The sequence below is a fragment of the Roseateles sp. GW821-FHT09H10 genome (assembly GCF_059415865.1).
In genome coordinates this window covers 38,479-53,487 of record NZ_JBWKOB010000002.1, presented here as the reverse complement: position 1 = coordinate 53,487, position 15,009 = coordinate 38,479, and the positions used below count along the sequence as shown (strand labels likewise).

At 69.4% G+C, this 15,009-nt stretch carries 14 protein-coding genes; 6 read left to right on the top strand and 8 right to left on the bottom strand.

Features of this window, described 5'->3' with window-relative positions:
* Positions 1-3: 3 nt before the first annotated feature.
* The 3 genes from AC07OY_RS08105 to AC07OY_RS08095 all read right to left on the bottom strand — a co-directional run bounded on the left by AC07OY_RS08105 (position 4) and on the right by AC07OY_RS08095 (position 3,637).
* Positions 4-1,758: an IlvD/Edd family dehydratase gene (locus tag AC07OY_RS08105; protein WP_495042043.1), complete on the bottom strand. Its 1,755-nt coding sequence runs from the start codon at positions 1,756-1,758 to the stop codon at positions 4-6.
* A complete protein-coding gene (locus AC07OY_RS08100; RefSeq protein WP_495042042.1) occupies positions 1,755-2,888 on the bottom strand; it encodes a fumarylacetoacetate hydrolase family protein in 1,134 nt (377 codons plus the stop codon). Before AC07OY_RS08100 ends, AC07OY_RS08105 begins: the two co-directional genes overlap by 4 nt.
* A gap of 71 nt (positions 2,889-2,959) precedes the next feature.
* Positions 2,960-3,637, bottom strand: a complete 678-nt coding sequence (locus tag AC07OY_RS08095) for a GntR family transcriptional regulator (protein WP_495042041.1) — start codon at positions 3,635-3,637, stop codon at positions 2,960-2,962.
* A gap of 246 nt (positions 3,638-3,883) precedes the next feature.
* Here AC07OY_RS08095 and AC07OY_RS08090 point away from each other — a divergent pair, with 246 nt between their 5' ends.
* On the top strand, positions 3,884-7,015 hold the full coding sequence (locus tag AC07OY_RS08090; protein ID WP_495042040.1) for a TonB-dependent receptor: 3,132 nt from the start codon (positions 3,884-3,886) through the stop codon (positions 7,013-7,015).
* Between the two features lie 68 nt (positions 7,016-7,083).
* Here the strand turns inward: AC07OY_RS08090 and AC07OY_RS08085 are convergent, their stop codons facing one another.
* The 3 genes from AC07OY_RS08085 to AC07OY_RS08075 are packed head-to-tail and all read right to left on the bottom strand — an operon-like array spanning position 7,084 to position 8,421.
* Positions 7,084-7,302 (bottom strand): tautomerase family protein, encoded by a 219-nt coding sequence (locus AC07OY_RS08085; RefSeq protein WP_495042039.1) that lies wholly within the window; start codon positions 7,300-7,302, stop codon positions 7,084-7,086.
* A gap of 1 nt (position 7,303) precedes the next feature.
* Positions 7,304-7,672 (bottom strand): nuclear transport factor 2 family protein, encoded by a 369-nt coding sequence (locus tag AC07OY_RS08080; RefSeq protein ID WP_495042038.1) that lies wholly within the window; start codon positions 7,670-7,672, stop codon positions 7,304-7,306.
* 8 nt (positions 7,673-7,680) lie between these two features.
* On the bottom strand, positions 7,681-8,421 hold the full coding sequence (locus tag AC07OY_RS08075; RefSeq protein ID WP_495042037.1) for an SDR family NAD(P)-dependent oxidoreductase: 741 nt from the start codon (positions 8,419-8,421) through the stop codon (positions 7,681-7,683).
* A 96-nt stretch (positions 8,422-8,517) separates the two neighbouring features.
* Between AC07OY_RS08075 and AC07OY_RS08070 the strand changes: the two genes are divergently transcribed.
* Positions 8,518-9,426 carry a substrate binding domain-containing protein gene (locus AC07OY_RS08070; protein ID WP_495042036.1) on the top strand — a complete coding sequence of 303 codons (909 nt, stop codon included), beginning with the start codon at positions 8,518-8,520 and terminating at the stop codon, positions 9,424-9,426.
* On the opposite strand, the gene AC07OY_RS08065 is transcribed toward AC07OY_RS08070, so the two are convergent.
* Together AC07OY_RS08065 and AC07OY_RS08060 are read right to left on the bottom strand one after the other, a co-directional pair.
* On the bottom strand, positions 9,423-9,842 hold the full coding sequence (locus AC07OY_RS08065) for an organic hydroperoxide resistance protein (protein WP_495042035.1): 420 nt from the start codon (positions 9,840-9,842) through the stop codon (positions 9,423-9,425). The two genes, AC07OY_RS08070 and AC07OY_RS08065, sit on opposite strands and share 4 nt — an antisense overlap.
* 25 nt (positions 9,843-9,867) lie before the next feature.
* Positions 9,868-10,455, bottom strand: a complete 588-nt coding sequence (locus AC07OY_RS08060) for a TetR/AcrR family transcriptional regulator (RefSeq protein ID WP_495042034.1) — start codon at positions 10,453-10,455, stop codon at positions 9,868-9,870.
* 79 nt (positions 10,456-10,534) lie between these two features.
* Here AC07OY_RS08060 and AC07OY_RS08055 point away from each other — a divergent pair, with 79 nt between their 5' ends.
* From AC07OY_RS08055 to AC07OY_RS08040, 4 genes are all read left to right on the top strand, one after another.
* The gene (locus AC07OY_RS08055) at positions 10,535-11,521 is read left to right on the top strand and encodes an alpha/beta fold hydrolase (protein ID WP_495042033.1); all 987 of its coding nucleotides are present in this window, start codon (positions 10,535-10,537) and stop codon (positions 11,519-11,521) included.
* Positions 11,522-11,599: 78 nt separating this feature from the next.
* Entirely contained in the window at positions 11,600-12,355 is a 756-nt protein-coding gene (locus AC07OY_RS08050; protein ID WP_495042032.1) for an alpha/beta fold hydrolase, read from the top strand.
* Positions 12,356-12,357: 2 nt separating this feature from the next.
* Entirely contained in the window at positions 12,358-13,800 is a 1,443-nt protein-coding gene (locus AC07OY_RS08045; RefSeq protein ID WP_495042031.1) for an HD domain-containing phosphohydrolase, read from the top strand.
* A gap of 173 nt (positions 13,801-13,973) precedes the next feature.
* Positions 13,974-14,963 carry a thioredoxin family protein gene (locus AC07OY_RS08040; protein WP_495042030.1) on the top strand — a complete coding sequence of 330 codons (990 nt, stop codon included), beginning with the start codon at positions 13,974-13,976 and terminating at the stop codon, positions 14,961-14,963.
* Positions 14,964-15,009: the final 46 nt, after the last annotated feature.

Below are 15,009 nucleotides of genomic sequence, written 5' to 3'. Positions count from 1 at the left end.
CCGCTAGTGGTTGTGGCGCGGCGGCGTGTCGACGATGCCGCGGTAGGGCAGGGCGAGCTCCATGCAGGCGCCCGTCGACAGCGGCCCCACCGTCGAGCGGTAGAGCTGCTGCCAGGGCGTCTGGCTGGCCGGCAGCGCCGGCGGGCCTTCGCTGCGGCGGTCCGCCAGCGCTTCGTCGCTGAGCAGCACATCGCAGCGGCCCGCGTTCAGGTCGATGCGGATGAGGTCGCCGGTGCGCAGCCAGGCCAGGCCGCCGCCCACGGCGCTCTCGGGCGAGGCGTGCACGATGGACGGGCTGTCCGAGGTGCCGGACTGGCGGCCGTCGCCCAGCGTCGGCAGGCTGGTGATGCCGCGGCGGATCAGCGCGTCCGGCGGCTGCATGTTGACGACCTCGGCCGAGCCCGGCCAGCCGACCGGGCCCGCGCCGCGCATGACCAGGATGCAGTCCTCGTCGACGCCCAGGGCCGGGTCGTTGATGCGGGCGTGATAGTCGTCCGCGCCGTCGAACACGATGGCGCGGGCCTCGAAGGCACCGTCCTGCAGATAGCGCGCACGGAAGGCCGGCGAGATGACGCTGGCCTTCAGGATGGCGAAGTCGAACAGATTGCCGCTCAGCACGACAAAGCCGGCGTCCGGCTTCAGCGGTGCGCTGACCGGGAAGATGACCTCGCGGTCCTGCGTCTCGCGGCCTTGCAGATTGGCGGCCATCGACCGGCCCGTCACCGTGGGCCTCTCGGTGCGCAGCAGGCCGGCCTGCTGCAGCTCCCACATGAGGGCCGGCACGCCGCCCGCGCGGTGGAAGCGTTCGCCGAGGAATTGCCCGGCAGGCTGCATGTTCAGCAGCAGCGGCACGTGCTGGCCGACCTCGGTCCAGTCGGCCGCCGTCAGCTCGACGCCGGCATGCCGGGCCATGGCGGCCAGATGCGGCTGGGCATTGGTCGAGCCGCCGATGGCCGCGTTGACCACGATGGCGTCCAGGAAGGCGTCGCGGCCGAGGATGTGCGAGGGCCGCAGGTCCTCGCGCGCCATCGCGACGATGCGCCTGCCCGTCTCGTAGGCCATCTGGCCGCGCTCGCGGTAGGGCGCCGGGATGGCCGAGCAGCCGGTCAGCGACAGGCCCAGGGCTTCGGCCAGCGCATTCATCGTCGACGCGGTGCCCATGGTGTTGCAATGGCCGGCCGAGGGCGCCGAGGCGGCGGCGATCTGGATGAAGGTCTCTTCGTCGATCTCGCCGGCCGCCAGCCGCCGCCGGCCCGCCCAGATGGCCGCGCCCGAGCCGAGCAGCTGGCCTTCGAACCACCCGTCCAGCATCGGCCCGCCGGACAGCACGATGGCCGGGATGTCGACGGTGCTCGCTGCCATGACCTGGGCGGGTGTCGTCTTGTCGCAGCCCGTTGTCAGCACGACGGCATCCAGCGGATAGCCGTGCAGGATCTCGACGAGGCCGAGATAGGCGAGGTTGCGGTCCAGCGCCGCGGTGGGGCGGCGGCAGTTCTCGAAGATGGGATGCAGCGGGAACTCCATCGCGATGCCGCCGGCGTCGCGGATGCCGTCGCGCACGCGCCGGGCCAGCTCGAGATGGATGCGGTTGCAGGGGCTCAGATCGCTGCCGCTCTGCGCGATGCCGATGATGGGCCGGCCCGAGCGCAGTTCCTCGGGCGTGAGGCCGTAGTTCATGAAGCGCTCCAGATAGAGGGCCGTCATGTCGACATGGTCGGGGTTGTCGAACCAGTCTTGCGAGCGCAGGCGGCGCTTCATGCCGCGCGCCTGTGCAGATGCTTCATCAGCGCGCCGACGCCATAGGTCCAGGGCGGCAGGGCGTCGCTGCGCTGCACGGTGTTGGCCAGGGTGCCGAGGGCCGGGCTGGCGATGGTCACGCGGTCGCCGAGGCGGTGCGTGAAGCCGGCACCCGGCGCACCGCGATCCTGGATGGGCGAGAACATGGTGCCGAGGAAGAGCATGAAGCCGTCGGGGTACTGGTGGTGGGGGCCGCAGGCATGGCCCACCAGCTCCTGCGGGTCGCGGCTGATCTCCTGCATGCGGCTGACACCCTCCAGCACAAAGCCGTCGTCCTCGCCTTCGATGCGCAGGCTGACCTCGGCCTGGCGCACCGTGTCCAGCGTGAAGTGCTCGTCGAACAGGCGGATGAAGGGGCCGATGGCGCAGGAGGCGTTGTTGTCCTTGGCCTTGCCCAGCAGCAGGGCGCTGCGGCCCTCGATGTCGCGCAGGTTGACGTCATTGCCCAGCGTCGCGCCGACGATCTCGGCGCGGCCGTTGACGGCCAGCACGACCTCGGGCTCGGGGTTGTTCCATTGCGAATCGGGGTGCAGGCCGACGGCGGCGCCGCAGCCGACGGCCGACATGGGCTGGGCCTTGGTGAAGACCTCGGCGTCCGGCCCCAGCCCCACTTCCAGATAGGGCGACCAGGCGCCGCGGGCCAGGAACTCGGCCTTCAGCCTGGCGGCGGCCGCCGAGCCGGGGCGGATGCTGGACAGGTCGCCGCCGATGCTCTCGTGCAGCTGGGCGCGCAGTGCGTGGGCCCGCGCCGCGTCGCCGCCGGCCTGGGCCTCGATGACGCGCTCCAGCAGGCTGACCGCAAAGGTCACGCCGCAGGCCTTGATGGCCTGCAGGTCGCAGGGCGCCAGCAGCCGGGTCTCGGCGTTCAGGGTGGCGGCCAGCGTGGGGCCGGACGCGTGGCGGACGAGGGAGAGCAGTTCGGGATGGTCGAGCAGCTCCGCCATCGTGGCCGCGTGGGCCGAGAGATCGACCAGGCGGCCGTCGCGCACGGTGACCAGGGCCGGGCCGCCGGTGTCGGGGCGCCAGATGCGGCCAAGCAGCAAGGCGCGCGAGGCGTCGGCGGGAAGCAGGGAGTCAAGGAGGGCGGTCATGCGGCTCGAAGCAAGTTCGGCCGAATTGTGAGCGCTACCTGAATCGCCGCCAAGCGCGGGCGCGCCCGCCATCAGACGATGAGGTACTCCGGATACTTCTGCTGGATCGCGTCCACCGAAGCCAGGGTGCCGGACAGGTGGTCGCGGACGGCGTGCTGGGCGGCCTCGGCGTCGCCGGAGGCAATGGCCTCGAGTATGGTCAGGTGGGCGGCCAGGATGGATTCCGTCTTGCCGCTGCTCGGGATGTGCAGCAGCCGCAGCCGGTCGACATGGCCGGACATGCGCGTGACCACGGCCCACAGCCGCGGCAGGCCGGCGGCCCCATACATCAGGCGGTGGAACTCCTTGTCGGCCGCGATGAAGCCGAGGAAGTCCCGGGCCTCGGCCAGCTCCGCCTGGCGTGACAGCTGGGCGCGCAGCTCGTCGATGACGCCCGGCTCGTGCGAGAGGGCCAGCAGGCGCGCGATCTCGATCTCGATGGAGCGGCGCAGGAAATGGGCCTCGCGCGCGGCTGGGACGTCGATGCGGCTGACCTGGGTCATGGCCTGGGCGCGCACGATGACCAGGCCTTCCTCGCTGAGGCGCATCAGCGCGTCGCGCACCGGGGTCTGGCTGACGCCGAAGCTTTGCGCGAGCACGCCGCGGTCCAGCGCGCTGCCGGGCGCCAGTTCCAGCGAAATGATGGCCGCGCGAAGCGCCTCGACAACCTGGGGCGCCGCGTGGCGCGTGGGATCTAGCGTGAAGTTCATCAGAGAAGTCGAAGGCCCCATCTGCTGCTGATGCGCGAAGGCAGGGCGGCATTGTCATCGCGATGCGGGAGCCCGGGCGCCGGCCTCGCCGCGCCACGGCTGGCGGCGACTTTCGGCGCCGTCCGTAACTAATACATTAGTACACACCCTCGTTGACGGCGGATTGGGCGGCGGCGTAAATTGAAAATGTGTGCGCTACCATTTCATGGTGGATGCGGCGAGAAAACCAATCAGGAGACAACGAAGATGAGCAAGATCCCTCCGCGGCCGAACCACCGCGCCCGTCGACAGCTGGCCGTGGGCAGCACGCTGCTGGCAGGCCTGATCGCCCAGGCCTATGCGCAGACGGCGGCACCGGCCCAGGACAACAAGCTGGACACCGTCGTCGTGACCGGCATCCGCGCCTCGCTGGAAAGCTCGGCCAATGCCAAGAAGAACGCGGTCGGCTTCATCGACTCGATCAGCTCCGAGGACATGGGCAAGTTCCCGGACAGCAATGTGGCCGAGTCGATCTCGCGCATCCCGGGCGTCACGCTGACCCGCGAAATCACCGGCGAAGGCCTGCAGATCCAGATCCGCGGCCTGGGCACCAACTTCACCCGCATCCTGCTGAACGGCGCCCCGGTGGCGTCGGCCTCGACGGGCCGCGTCGATTCGGGCAGCGCCAACCGCGAAGTCGACATGGACTTCCTCCCCGGCGAGCTCTTCAGCCGCGTGACCGTCGTCAAGAGCCCGACCGCCTCCATGCTGGAAGGCGGCGCGGCCGGCATCGTCGACATGCGCAGCGCTCGCCCCTTCGACCGCAAGGGCTTGCGCACCGCCTTCACGCTGACCGGCACCAAGAACCAGCAGGCCGAAGACTGGGGCAACCGCGGCTCGGCCCTGGTCAGCAACACCTGGGGCAACACCTTCGGCGTGCTGGCCGGCGTGGCCTGGTCGACCAACAAGGTCAAGACCACCGGCTTCGAATCCATCGGCTGGACCAATGCCAACCTGCTGGCCACGCAGAGCAGCAGCACGACGCGCAACAACACCGGCGGCGGCAACTGGACCATCCCGGGCACGGTGCCCGCCAACGCCGGCAACGGGCTGACGACGGGGGCCACCATCGACGAGGCCTTCCTGCTGGCCAAGAACCCGGGCCTGAGCATCCAGCAGATCGACAACGCCATCATCCCGCGCCTGGGGCGCGCCATGGTGGCCGAGGGCAGCCGCGACCGCCAGAACGCGATCCTGTCGCTGGAGGCGCGGCCCAATGCCTCGGTGAAGATGTTCCTGGACGCCATCTACGGCCACAAGAAGAACGAGTTCGAGCGCAGCGACATGAACTGGGTCGGCCGCAACGGCTCGTCCATCCCGGTCAACATGACGGTGGACCGCAGCGACTGCGCCAACGGCTGCGTCGTCACCAAGGGCACCTTCGCGAACTCGCAGTACTTCCTCGAGTACCGGCCCTATACCGAGGACACCAAGTTCCACAGCATCAACCCCGGCATCAACCTGAAGATCACCGATGCCATCAGCGTTGACGTGCAGGCCAATGCCACGCGCAGCGACTTCCACCGCCAGTCGCCGACGGCGCTGTTCCAGACCGTGCTGGGCTCGGGCATCACGACGGAATACGACAACAGCAGCGGCATTCCCATCCTGAAGGCGACCAACTCGCTGACCGGCGCCTCCGACATCCTGAACACCCCGGGCGCCTTCGGCTGGAACGGCGGCCGCGTCAACGTGCAGGAGGAGAAGCGCAAGGTCCGCACCTCGGGCCTGCGCGGCAGCATCGACATCGACGCCGATGTCGTCGACTTCAAGGTCGGCGGCGCCTACGACAACGTGTCGCGCCGCATCGACTCTCTGAACAACGACAACTACTGGTCCAACATCGCCTGCGGCCGCAACCTCAACGTCTTCCTGCCAGGACCCAACACCACCAACAAGAACGGCTGCAACGGCACCGGCGCTGCAGGCTCGGCCGCGGCCGACTACCCGGGCTACGGCACCGGCTACACCGCCGGCGCGACGACGCCGCTGCAATACCTCGGCTCGGCCATTCCCAACGCGGCCATCCCGGGCTATCTGTCGGCCAACTCGCGCGGCTTCGTCGCGCTGGACTGGGCCCGCTTCGCCAAGGACAGCAATTACGCCGCGGCCCATGACACCGCCGTGCCCGGCACCGGCGGCACCAACACCGGCGTCAACCCCGGCTTCTTCCAGGAGAAGGTGACGTCGGTCTTCGTCGAGGCCAATGGCGACACCCAGCTCTTCGGCAACACGCTGCGCTACAACGCCGGCATGCGCTACGCGACGACGGAGCAGACCTTCGCTTCGCTCAGCACGCCGGCCGATCCGCGCAATGCCACGCTGGCCGATGGTGGCCGCTTCCCGACGCAGGTCGTCGAGGCGCTGACGACGACGACCTATGGCAATTTCCTGCCCTCGGGCAGCCTGGCCTACAACATCCGTCCTGACCTGCTGGCCCGGGCCTCGATGTCCAAGACCATCACGCGCGCCGACCCGACCTCGCTGCGCGCGCTGACCGGTACCTTCACCGATCCCTCGGCCCAGAACGGCACGCTGACCAATCCTGACCTCAAGCCCTACCAGTCCAAGAACATCGACCTGGGCCTGGAGTGGTACACGGGCCGCGAAGGCTATGTGGCCCTGGCCTGGTTCCAGAAGAGCATCGCCGGCTTCACGGCCACGCGCACCTTCACCGTACCCTTCAGCTATCTGTCCCAGTTCAACATCCTCTGGAACAACACGCTGACCCGCGACCAGCGCACCAACCTCTACAAGAGCGCCGGCCTGCCGGTGCCGGCCGACCTGGATGCGCTGCCTTCCGCCGCCGACATGGCCAAGATCAACGCCCTGCCCATCGTGCTGTCGCAGGTGCAGAACACGGCGGACGCGCTGAAGATCAAGGGGCTGGAGTTCACCATCCAGCAGCCGCTTGACGTGCTGACGTCCTATCTGAAGGGCTTCGGCGTCAGCGCCAACTACACCAAGGTCAAGCAGTCGGGCGCCAACGTGGCCATCGGCGTGCCGCCCTATACCTACAACCTGGCGGCCTACTACGAAGGGCGCTTCGGGGGCTTCCGCGTGACCAAGAACTTCACCAAGGGCACGCAGTCCTCGGGCACGGGCCAGAACGGCATCACGGCCGCGGCCTTCTACGGCCTGGACTATGCCCAGGTGGACTTCACGTCGCGCCTGAACCTGGGCGAGGTCATCGGCTGGAAGAAGGACCTGCAGGCGACCTTCGACGTGTTCAACGTCACCCGCAGCTCGCAGCGCACCAACTTCCAGTTCGCCAACGCGCCCTATGCGATCTATGAGCCGGGCCGCACCTACCAGGTGGGCCTGCGCGCCAGCTTCTGATCCCGCGTGTGTCTCCGCAAGCGGTCCGGGTGTGGCCCGCTCGCGGTTCGGTGAGAGCGCCCGCCGGGCTAGGCGGGCCTCTCACCTTTTTGCTGCTGCCGAAGCTCGGTGACGGTGCGGCCGGCCACGCCCCAGTTGTCGGTATCGATCTCGTCGATGACGACGAAGGTCGTGGCCGGGTCCTTGTCCAGCACGCGGACCATCAGCTCCGTCGCCTCGGCGATCAATTGCTTCTTCTGCGCCAGCGTCACGCCTTCGCGTGTGACCTCGATGCGGATATAGGGCATGTCATGGCTCCTGATGGGTGTAGAGCTTGGCGACGATGGACCAGCGGCCCGCGTCGTCCTTCAGCAGGCTGAGCTGGTCGAGGTAGTCGAAGCCCAGCATCTCGCAGCGCGCCGTCGCCAGCGCGATGGTGCCGTCGATGCGCAGGGCCTGAACCTGCATGCGCTGGTCCTCGCCGCGGCTTTGCGGGCTGGCCCGCGTGGCCACCGCCTGCAGCCAGGGCTCCACATCGCGCAGCAGCCGCTGGCCGCTGACCTCGCCATAGAGCCGCGCTTGGCTGTGGAAGACCTCGGCCAGCAGGTCCACGTCGCCGCGGTAGAGGCCGTCGAAGTAGCGCTGCAGCAGCGCCAGCAGGGCGTCGCGGTCGTTCATGGCCGCGCTCACCACTTGCCCGAGCTCATGCCACCGTCCACGGGCAGCACGACGCCGGTCGTGAAGGCGGCGCCGGCCAGGTAGAGGACGGCGTCGGCGATCTCCTGGACGCTGGCGATGCGGCCGGCCGGCTGCAGCGTGTTCAGGAAGCCATGCATGTCGGCCGTGTACATCGGCGTGTCGACGATGCCGGGCGCGACGGCAGCCACCTGGACGTTGTGCGGTGCCAGCTCCAGCGCCAGTGCGCGCGTGGCCTGGTTGATGCCACCCTTGATCAGCACCGGCAGCACGGCCGGCACGCCCTGGATGGGCTGGGCCGCGATGGCGGCGGTGATGTTGATGATGTGGCCGGCCTTGCGCTCGACCATGTGGCGCGCGGCCGCCTGAGACGGGTAGACGAAGCCCTTGAGGTTGGTGTCGACCAGGGCGTCCAGTTCGGCCGGCGTGTAGTCGACAAAGGGCTTGGCGTTGAAGATGCCGGCGTTGTTGACCAGCACGTCGACGCCGCCGAAGCGCTCGACGGCTGCTTGCACGAGGCGGGTGCCGGTGGCCGGGTCGGCCACGTCGCCGGCGACGGCGAGGAAGTTGTCGCCATGAGCGCCGAGAGACGCGGCGGCCTGCTGCAGGCGCTCGGCGTTGCGGGCATTGCCGACGACGCGGTCGCCTTGCTTCAGGAAGGCGGCGGCAATGGCGAGGCCGATGCCGCTGGAGGCGCCGGTGACGATGACGGTACGGGAAGAGCGGTTCATGGATGACTCCGTTGGGTTGCGGTGGTATCCAATCTATTGGCGACGTCGGGATCAATAAATAAGATCGGCGGCACTTCATTCTTTACATCGTGTGTCATGAACCGGCAATTCGACGATCTGATGTTGGGCAGCCTGGAGCTCTTCTGCACGGCGGCGGAGCTGGGCGGCTTCACGGCCGCGGCCACGGCGGCGGGCGTCACGCCGGCGGCGGTGAGCCGCACGGTGGCGAGGCTGGAGGACAGATTGGGCGTGCGCCTCTTCGTGCGCACGACGCGCCAGATCCGCCTCAGCGAAGCCGGCCAGGCCTATTACGAGCAATGCCGCCAGGTGCTGAACCAGTTGGTGGAGGCCGAGCGCGAGGTCAGCGGCCGCCAGGTCTCGCCCAGCGGCCTGCTGCGCATCAGCGTGCCGACGACCTATGGCCACCACCGCCTGCTGCCGCGCCTGCCGGCCTTCCGCGAGCGCTTTCCCGACATCCGCGTGGACGTGCACGTCAGCAACCGCAATATCGACTTCGCGGCCGAGGGCTATGACCTGGCCGTGCGCGTGCGCGCGCCGGCCGACTCGACGCTGATCGCCCGGCACCTGGAGGACGCCGAACTGGTGCTGGTCGCCGCGCCCGACTATCTGCGCCGCCGCGGCGAGCCGCAGTCACTCGACGAACTGGATCGGCACGACTGCATCCAGTTCGAGCTGCCCAGCAGCGGCCGCACCATTCCCTGGCTGTTCCGTGTCGATGGCAGGGACGAAGAGAGGCTGACCACGGGCGGCACCAGCTGCTCGGACGAGGTGCTGGCCGGCGTGACGCTGGCTCTGCATGGTGCCGGCATCTTCCAGGCTTACCGCTTCACGGTCGAGGAAGAGCTGCGCCAGGGCCGCCTCGTCGAGCTGCTCAAGCCCTTCGGCGGCCGCTCGCGGCCCTTCAACCTGCTCTACCCGCACCAGCGTTTCGTGCCACTGCGGGTGAGGTGCTTTGTCGACTTCCTGTTGAGTGCGAACGCCTAGAGGATCTCGAAGCGCACGTCGATATTGCCCCGCGTCGCATGCGAGTAAGGGCAGAGCTGGTGGGCGCCGTCGACGAGCTGCTTTTTTTGCGCGGCGTCCAGGCCGGGCAGGCTGATGGTCAGCTTGACCGCCAGCGCAAAGCCCTGGTCGGCCGTCGTGCCCAGGGAGACGTCGGCGTCAATGCTGACTTCGTCCGGCACGCGGATACCCAGGGGCGCGCCGGCGCGGCGCATCGCGCCCATGAAGCAGGCCGAGTAGCCGATGCCGAAGAGCTGCTCGGGGTTGGTGCCGGGCTTGTTGGAACCGGGTGGGCTGAGCTTGACGTCGAGCTGGCCATCGCTGGACTTGCCGCTGCCTTCGCGGCCTCCGGCGGTGTGGGTGTGGGCGGTGTAGACGACTTTCTCGATGGTGCGCATGACGGGCTTCCGGGTTGGAGAGGGGTCAGGAGGCATGCCGCAGGGCCGCGAGGGCCATGCGCGCGACATTGCGCGTCTCGCTGACGGCGGCGCCGGCCTTGGCGCTGACGCGCAGGCCGCGCATGACGGCCAGCAGGAACTCGGCGGCCGCCTGGCTGTCCAGCTGGCCGGGCAGCTCGTGCATGGCCTTGGCGGCATCGAGGGCGGCGGCCAGGTCGGCCTTGGACTGCTGGGCGCCGCGGCGCAGGATGTCGGCCACCTCGTCGTCGCTGACGCCGATCTCGGTGGCGGTGTTGACCGACAGGCAGCCGCGCGTGCGCGCCACGCCGGTCGACGTGGCGATGGAGGTCAGCAGGGCCTCGATGCCGCCCAGCGGCGAGTCAGCCGACTTCAACACCTTCTGCAGTGACTTGGCGCGTTCGGCCTGGTAGACCTGGAGGGCCTCCAGGAAGAGGCCGCGCTTGCTCTCGAAGGCGTTGTAGAGGCTCTGTCGGCCGATGCCCATGGCCTCGACCAGGGCCGGCATGCCGGTGGCCTCATAGCCCTGACACCAGAACACCTCCATCGCGCGGAGGAGGACTTCGTCCCTGTCGAATTCGGAAGGTCTTGCCATGGATCAAATTAAACTTGTTTTTGAACGATCAGTCAAGAATAATGACTGCCAACGATCTCGCCACCCCAAGGTCCCCGACATGAACCTCCATCGCCGCAGCTTCCTTGCCGCCACCGCCGCTGTTGCCGGCACGGCTTCCCTTCCGAGCTTGGCCGCTGCGCCGCGCGGTTTCGGCGAACTGCGCCAGATCGACGCCGGCGTGCTGAACATCGGCTACGCCGACCTCGGACCGCGCAACGGCCCGCCCGTGCTGCTGCTGCACGGCTGGCCCTATGACATCCACACCTATGAAGAAGTGGCGCCGCGCCTGGCCGAGCAGGGCTGGCGCGTCGTCGTGCCTTTCCTGCGCGGCTATGGCGCGACGCGCTTCCTGTCCGACGCCACCCCGCGCAACGCCCAGCAGACGGCCATCGCCGCCGACGCCATCGCGCTGCTGGATGCGCTGGGCATCCCGCAGGCCACCGTCGCCGGCTGCGACTGGGGCGCCCGCACCGCCTGTGTGATGGCGGCGCTCTGGCCCCAGCGCGTGAAGGCCCTGGTCTCGGTGAGCGGCTATCTGGTCACCAACGTCAAGGCCGGCCCTCTGCCGCTGGCGCCGGCCGACGAACTCGCCTGGTGGTATCAGTTCTATCTGGCCACCGACCGCGGCCGCGCCGGCTACGAGAAGAACCACCGCGACTTCGCCCGCTTGATCTGGCGCCAGGCCTCGCCCGAATGGCGCTTCGACGACGCCACCTTCGCGCGCTCGGCCCCGGCCCTCGACAACCCCGACCATGTCGCCATCACGGTGCACAACTACCGCTGGCGGCTGGGTCTGGCCGAGGGCGAGGCGCGCTATGACGCGCTCGAAGCCAGGCTGGCCACGGTGCAGAGCGTGGCCATGCCGAGCATCACGCTGGAAGGCGATGCCAACGGCGCACCGCATCCGCCGGCGGCCGCCTACGCCAAGCGCTTCTCCGGCGCATACGAGCACCGCGAACTGAAGGGCGGCATCGGCCACAACCTGCCGCAGGAGGCGCCGGCCGCCTTCGTGCAGGCCGTCGTCGACGTCAGCAAGGCGGCCTGATCGGACATTCGTCCAATGTTCGCCAGGGTGGGGAAAAAGGACAGTTCGTTCCGTCCCCAACCCACCCGGAAACACACCATGAACTTCGTCAAGCTCTCCATCGCCGCCGCTGCCCTGTCACTCGGCTTCGCCGCTCAGGCCGCAGAAACCCAGCAGCCCTCCGTCGTCATCGTCCACGGCGCCTTTGCCGACGGCTCCGACTGGGCGAAGGTCATCCCGCTGCTGCAGGCCAAGGGTGTGCGCGTGACGGCCGTGCAGAACCCGCTGACCTCGCTGGACGACGACGTCGCCGCCGCCAAGCGCGCCATCGACGCCGCGCCGGGCAAGGTCGTCCTCGTCGGCCACTCCTGGGGCGGTGTCGTCATCACCCAGGCCGGCGCGAACGACAAGGTCGCAAGCCTCGTCTATGTCGCCGCCTTCGCGCCCGACGCCGGCCAGGCCGTGGGCGAACTGGGCAAGAACTACCCGGCGCCCGCCGGCTTCGCCCACATCCAGTCCGACGCCGCCGGCTTCCTGCGCCTGACCGACGTCGGCATGAGCAAATACTTCGCCCAGGACCTGCCGGCCGCCCAGACCGCCGTCATGGCCGCCACCCAGCGCCCGGTGCATGGCAAGGTCTTCGGCGAGAAGGTCAGCGTCGCGGCCTGGAAGACCAAGCCGAGCTGGTATCTCGTCGCCGGCAATGACCAGATGATCCAGCCCGCCCTGCAGCGCGATTTCGCCAAGCTCATCGGCGCCAAGGTCAGCGAGGTCAAGACCAGCCACGTGCCGCAGCAGTCCGCGCCGGCACAGGTCGCGGCGACCATCCTGGACGCCGTCAAGCATTCCCAATAACGATGAACCCCAGCAGCGCCTCCATTCCCGTCTTCGACGCCATCTGCGCGCTCGCCTTCGTCGGCGACCTCAGCATGGGCCAGCCTGTGGATCATTCCGCGCGCACGGCCTGGCTGGCGGCTCGCCTGGCCGAGGCCAGCGGCTGCGGGCCGCAAGCCCGCGTCGATGCGGCATGGGCAGCGCTGCTGCGCTGGTCGGGCTGCACGGCCAATGCGCCCGAGTTCGCCGACCTGATGGGTGACGACGTCGGCGGCCGGCGCGCCATGCTGGCCCTGACCTCGCCAACGGAGATAGCCCGCGTCATCGGCAGCGTCGGCCCCATGGCCCGCATCCATTGCGAAGTGGCCGAGGACATCGCCCGCACGCTGGCCCTGCCCGATGAGGTGCGCGCCACGCTGCGCCACTGCTTCGAGGCCTTCGACGGCACGGGCCAGCCCGCCGGCCTGAGCGGCGACGCCGTGCCGCCCACCGTCTACCTCGTCGCCCTGGCCAGCGACCTGGAAATCCTGTCGCGCACCTATGGCCTGCACAGCGCGCTGCAGACCCTGGCCGAGCGCGCCGACCACCGCTACCCGGCCCGGCTTGTCGATCTGGCGCGCGAGCAGGGCGCCGACTGGCTGGACGCCCTGGATCGCGGTGCCGCCAGCAGCGAGGCGATGAAGGCCGCCTTCGGCGCTGACGGCCGTGCGGCCGCGCTGGAACTGGTGGCCGATGTCATCGACCTCAAGCTGCCCTGGATGCTGGGCCTGTCGCGCCGCGTGGCCGACACGGCGCGGCGCTGCGCAGCGCATCTGGGCCTGGATGAAGCCGCCCAGGGCCGCGTCTACCGCGCCGGGCTGATCCATGGCATCGGCCGCTCGTCCGTGCCGAACAACGTCATCGAAGCGACCCGCCCTCTGGGCGAGGCCGACCAGGAGAAGCTGCGCCTCGTGCCCTACTGGGCCGAGCGCGCCGGCCGCCGCATCGAGGCCCTGCGCGACGAGGCCTTGCTGGCCTCCTTCATCGAAGAGCGCCTCGACGGCTCCGGCCACTACCGCGGCGTGTGCGGCGACGGCATTGCGCAGGAAGCGCGTGTGCTCGCCACGGCCGCCTGCGCCGTCGCGCTGCAGACGGCGCGTCCCGGTGCCAGTGCCCTCGACGAGGCCGCGATGCTGCAGCGCCTGCGCACCGAGGCCGAAGCCGGCCGGCTCGACGCCACCACCGTGGACGCCCTGACCGGCGCACCCCTGCAAGCGCGCGCGACGCCCGCCGCCTCGCCGCTGACCGAGCGCGAAGTCCAGGTGCTGAGCCGCATCGCCCAGGGCGAAAGCAACAAGGAGGCGGCCCGCGTGCTGGGCATCAGCCCGAGCACGGTGCGCGCCCATCTGGAAAGCGTCTTCCGCAAGCTCGAATGCTCGACGCGGGCCGCCGCCACCCTCAAGGCCATGACGCTGCGATTGATCTGACATGAAGCTGCCCCTCGCCCATCCTCGCGTCGCTGAACGCGAGCGAGTCCGGTCGGTCCCCCGAGGGGACGACGATGCTTGCGGCATCGAGCCGCAAGCACATCGCCAGGGCGGGCCGGCTAGGGAGCGGCCCGGCGCTCGGCCCGCAAGATTGGCGCAATCCCGCAACTGAAATGAAACAACTTCTCTCCCTGCTGCTCGCCCTTTTCATGACGGCATCCGCGCCCGCCCAACCCCGCCTGGACGGTGGCGGCGAATGGATCAACTCGCCGCCGCTGACGCTGGCCCAGCTGCGTGGCAAGGTCGTGCTGGTCGACTTCTGGACCTATTCCTGCATCAACTGCCTGCGCACCCTGCCGTACTTGCGCGCCTGGTCGCAGAAGTACGGCTCCCAGGGCCTGGTCGTCATCGGCGTGCATGCGCCCGAGTTCGGCTTCGAGCGCGACGTGAAGCGGGTGCGCCAGGCGGCCATGGACGGCCGCCTCGACTACCCCATCGTGCTGGACAACGACTTCGCCATCTGGCGGGCGTTCAGCAACCGGGCCTGGCCGGCCCTGTACTTCATCGATGCCCAGGGCCGCGTGCGCCACCAGCAGTTCGGCGAGGGCGACTACGAACGCGCCGAGAAGCTCATCCGCGAGCTGCTGCGCGAGGCCGGCCGGGCGCCCGACGCCGGCATGGCCGAGGTCGCGCTGAACGGCATCGGCGCCGCCCCGGATCTGGCCCAGCTGCGCTCTCCCGAGACCTATCTCGGCCATGCCCATGGCGCGCCGCGCGGCATCCTGCCCGACCGCCTGAAGCGCTACACCGGCGGCAACCCGCGCCTCAATGAGTGGGCGCTGTCCGGCGACTGGACCGTGAGGCCCGAGTACGCCGAGCTGTCCGGCACCAGCGGCAGCGTCGCGCTGCGTTTCCATGCCCGCGACGTGCACCTGGTGCTCGGCCCCGGCGTGGACGGCAAGCCGCTGCCCTTTCGCGTCACGCTGGATGGCAAGCCACCCGGCCCCGACGCCGGCATTGACGTCGATGCCGACGGCCGCGGCCTGGCCAATGGCGAGCGCCTCTACCAGCTCATTCGCCAGCGCGGCCCGGTGCGGGAGCGGATCTTCGAGATCCGCTTCGACGCGCCCGGCGCGCGGGCCTATGCCTTCACTTTCGGTTGACCTCAGCCAGGACTTCGCATGAACAACCCGCCCTTGCTCGACAAGC

What these genes read in the sequence shown, in the direction of transcription:
- AC07OY_RS08105 (WP_495042043.1), bottom strand. Translation starts at nt 1,758, where the DNA reads ATGAAGCGCCGCCTGCGCTCGCAAGACTGGTTCGACAACCCCGACCAT.
- AC07OY_RS08100 (WP_495042042.1), bottom strand. Translation starts at nt 2,888, where the DNA reads ATGACCGCCCTCCTTGACTCCCTGCTTCCCGCCGACGCCTCGCGCGCC.
- AC07OY_RS08095 (WP_495042041.1), bottom strand. Translation starts at nt 3,637, where the DNA reads ATGAACTTCACGCTAGATCCCACGCGCCACGCGGCGCCCCAGGTTGTC.
- AC07OY_RS08090 (WP_495042040.1), top strand. Translation starts at nt 3,884, where the DNA reads ATGAGCAAGATCCCTCCGCGGCCGAACCACCGCGCCCGTCGACAGCTG.
- AC07OY_RS08085 (WP_495042039.1), bottom strand. Translation starts at nt 7,302, where the DNA reads ATGCCCTATATCCGCATCGAGGTCACACGCGAAGGCGTGACGCTGGCG.
- AC07OY_RS08080 (WP_495042038.1), bottom strand. Translation starts at nt 7,672, where the DNA reads ATGAACGACCGCGACGCCCTGCTGGCGCTGCTGCAGCGCTACTTCGAC.
- AC07OY_RS08075 (WP_495042037.1), bottom strand. Translation starts at nt 8,421, where the DNA reads ATGAACCGCTCTTCCCGTACCGTCATCGTCACCGGCGCCTCCAGCGGC.
- AC07OY_RS08070 (WP_495042036.1), top strand. Translation starts at nt 8,518, where the DNA reads ATGAACCGGCAATTCGACGATCTGATGTTGGGCAGCCTGGAGCTCTTC.
- AC07OY_RS08065 (WP_495042035.1), bottom strand. Translation starts at nt 9,842, where the DNA reads ATGCGCACCATCGAGAAAGTCGTCTACACCGCCCACACCCACACCGCC.
- AC07OY_RS08060 (WP_495042034.1), bottom strand. Translation starts at nt 10,455, where the DNA reads ATGGCAAGACCTTCCGAATTCGACAGGGACGAAGTCCTCCTCCGCGCG.
- AC07OY_RS08055 (WP_495042033.1), top strand. Translation starts at nt 10,535, where the DNA reads ATGAACCTCCATCGCCGCAGCTTCCTTGCCGCCACCGCCGCTGTTGCC.
- AC07OY_RS08050 (WP_495042032.1), top strand. Translation starts at nt 11,600, where the DNA reads ATGAACTTCGTCAAGCTCTCCATCGCCGCCGCTGCCCTGTCACTCGGC.
- AC07OY_RS08045 (WP_495042031.1), top strand. Translation starts at nt 12,358, where the DNA reads ATGAACCCCAGCAGCGCCTCCATTCCCGTCTTCGACGCCATCTGCGCG.
- AC07OY_RS08040 (WP_495042030.1), top strand. Translation starts at nt 13,974, where the DNA reads ATGAAACAACTTCTCTCCCTGCTGCTCGCCCTTTTCATGACGGCATCC.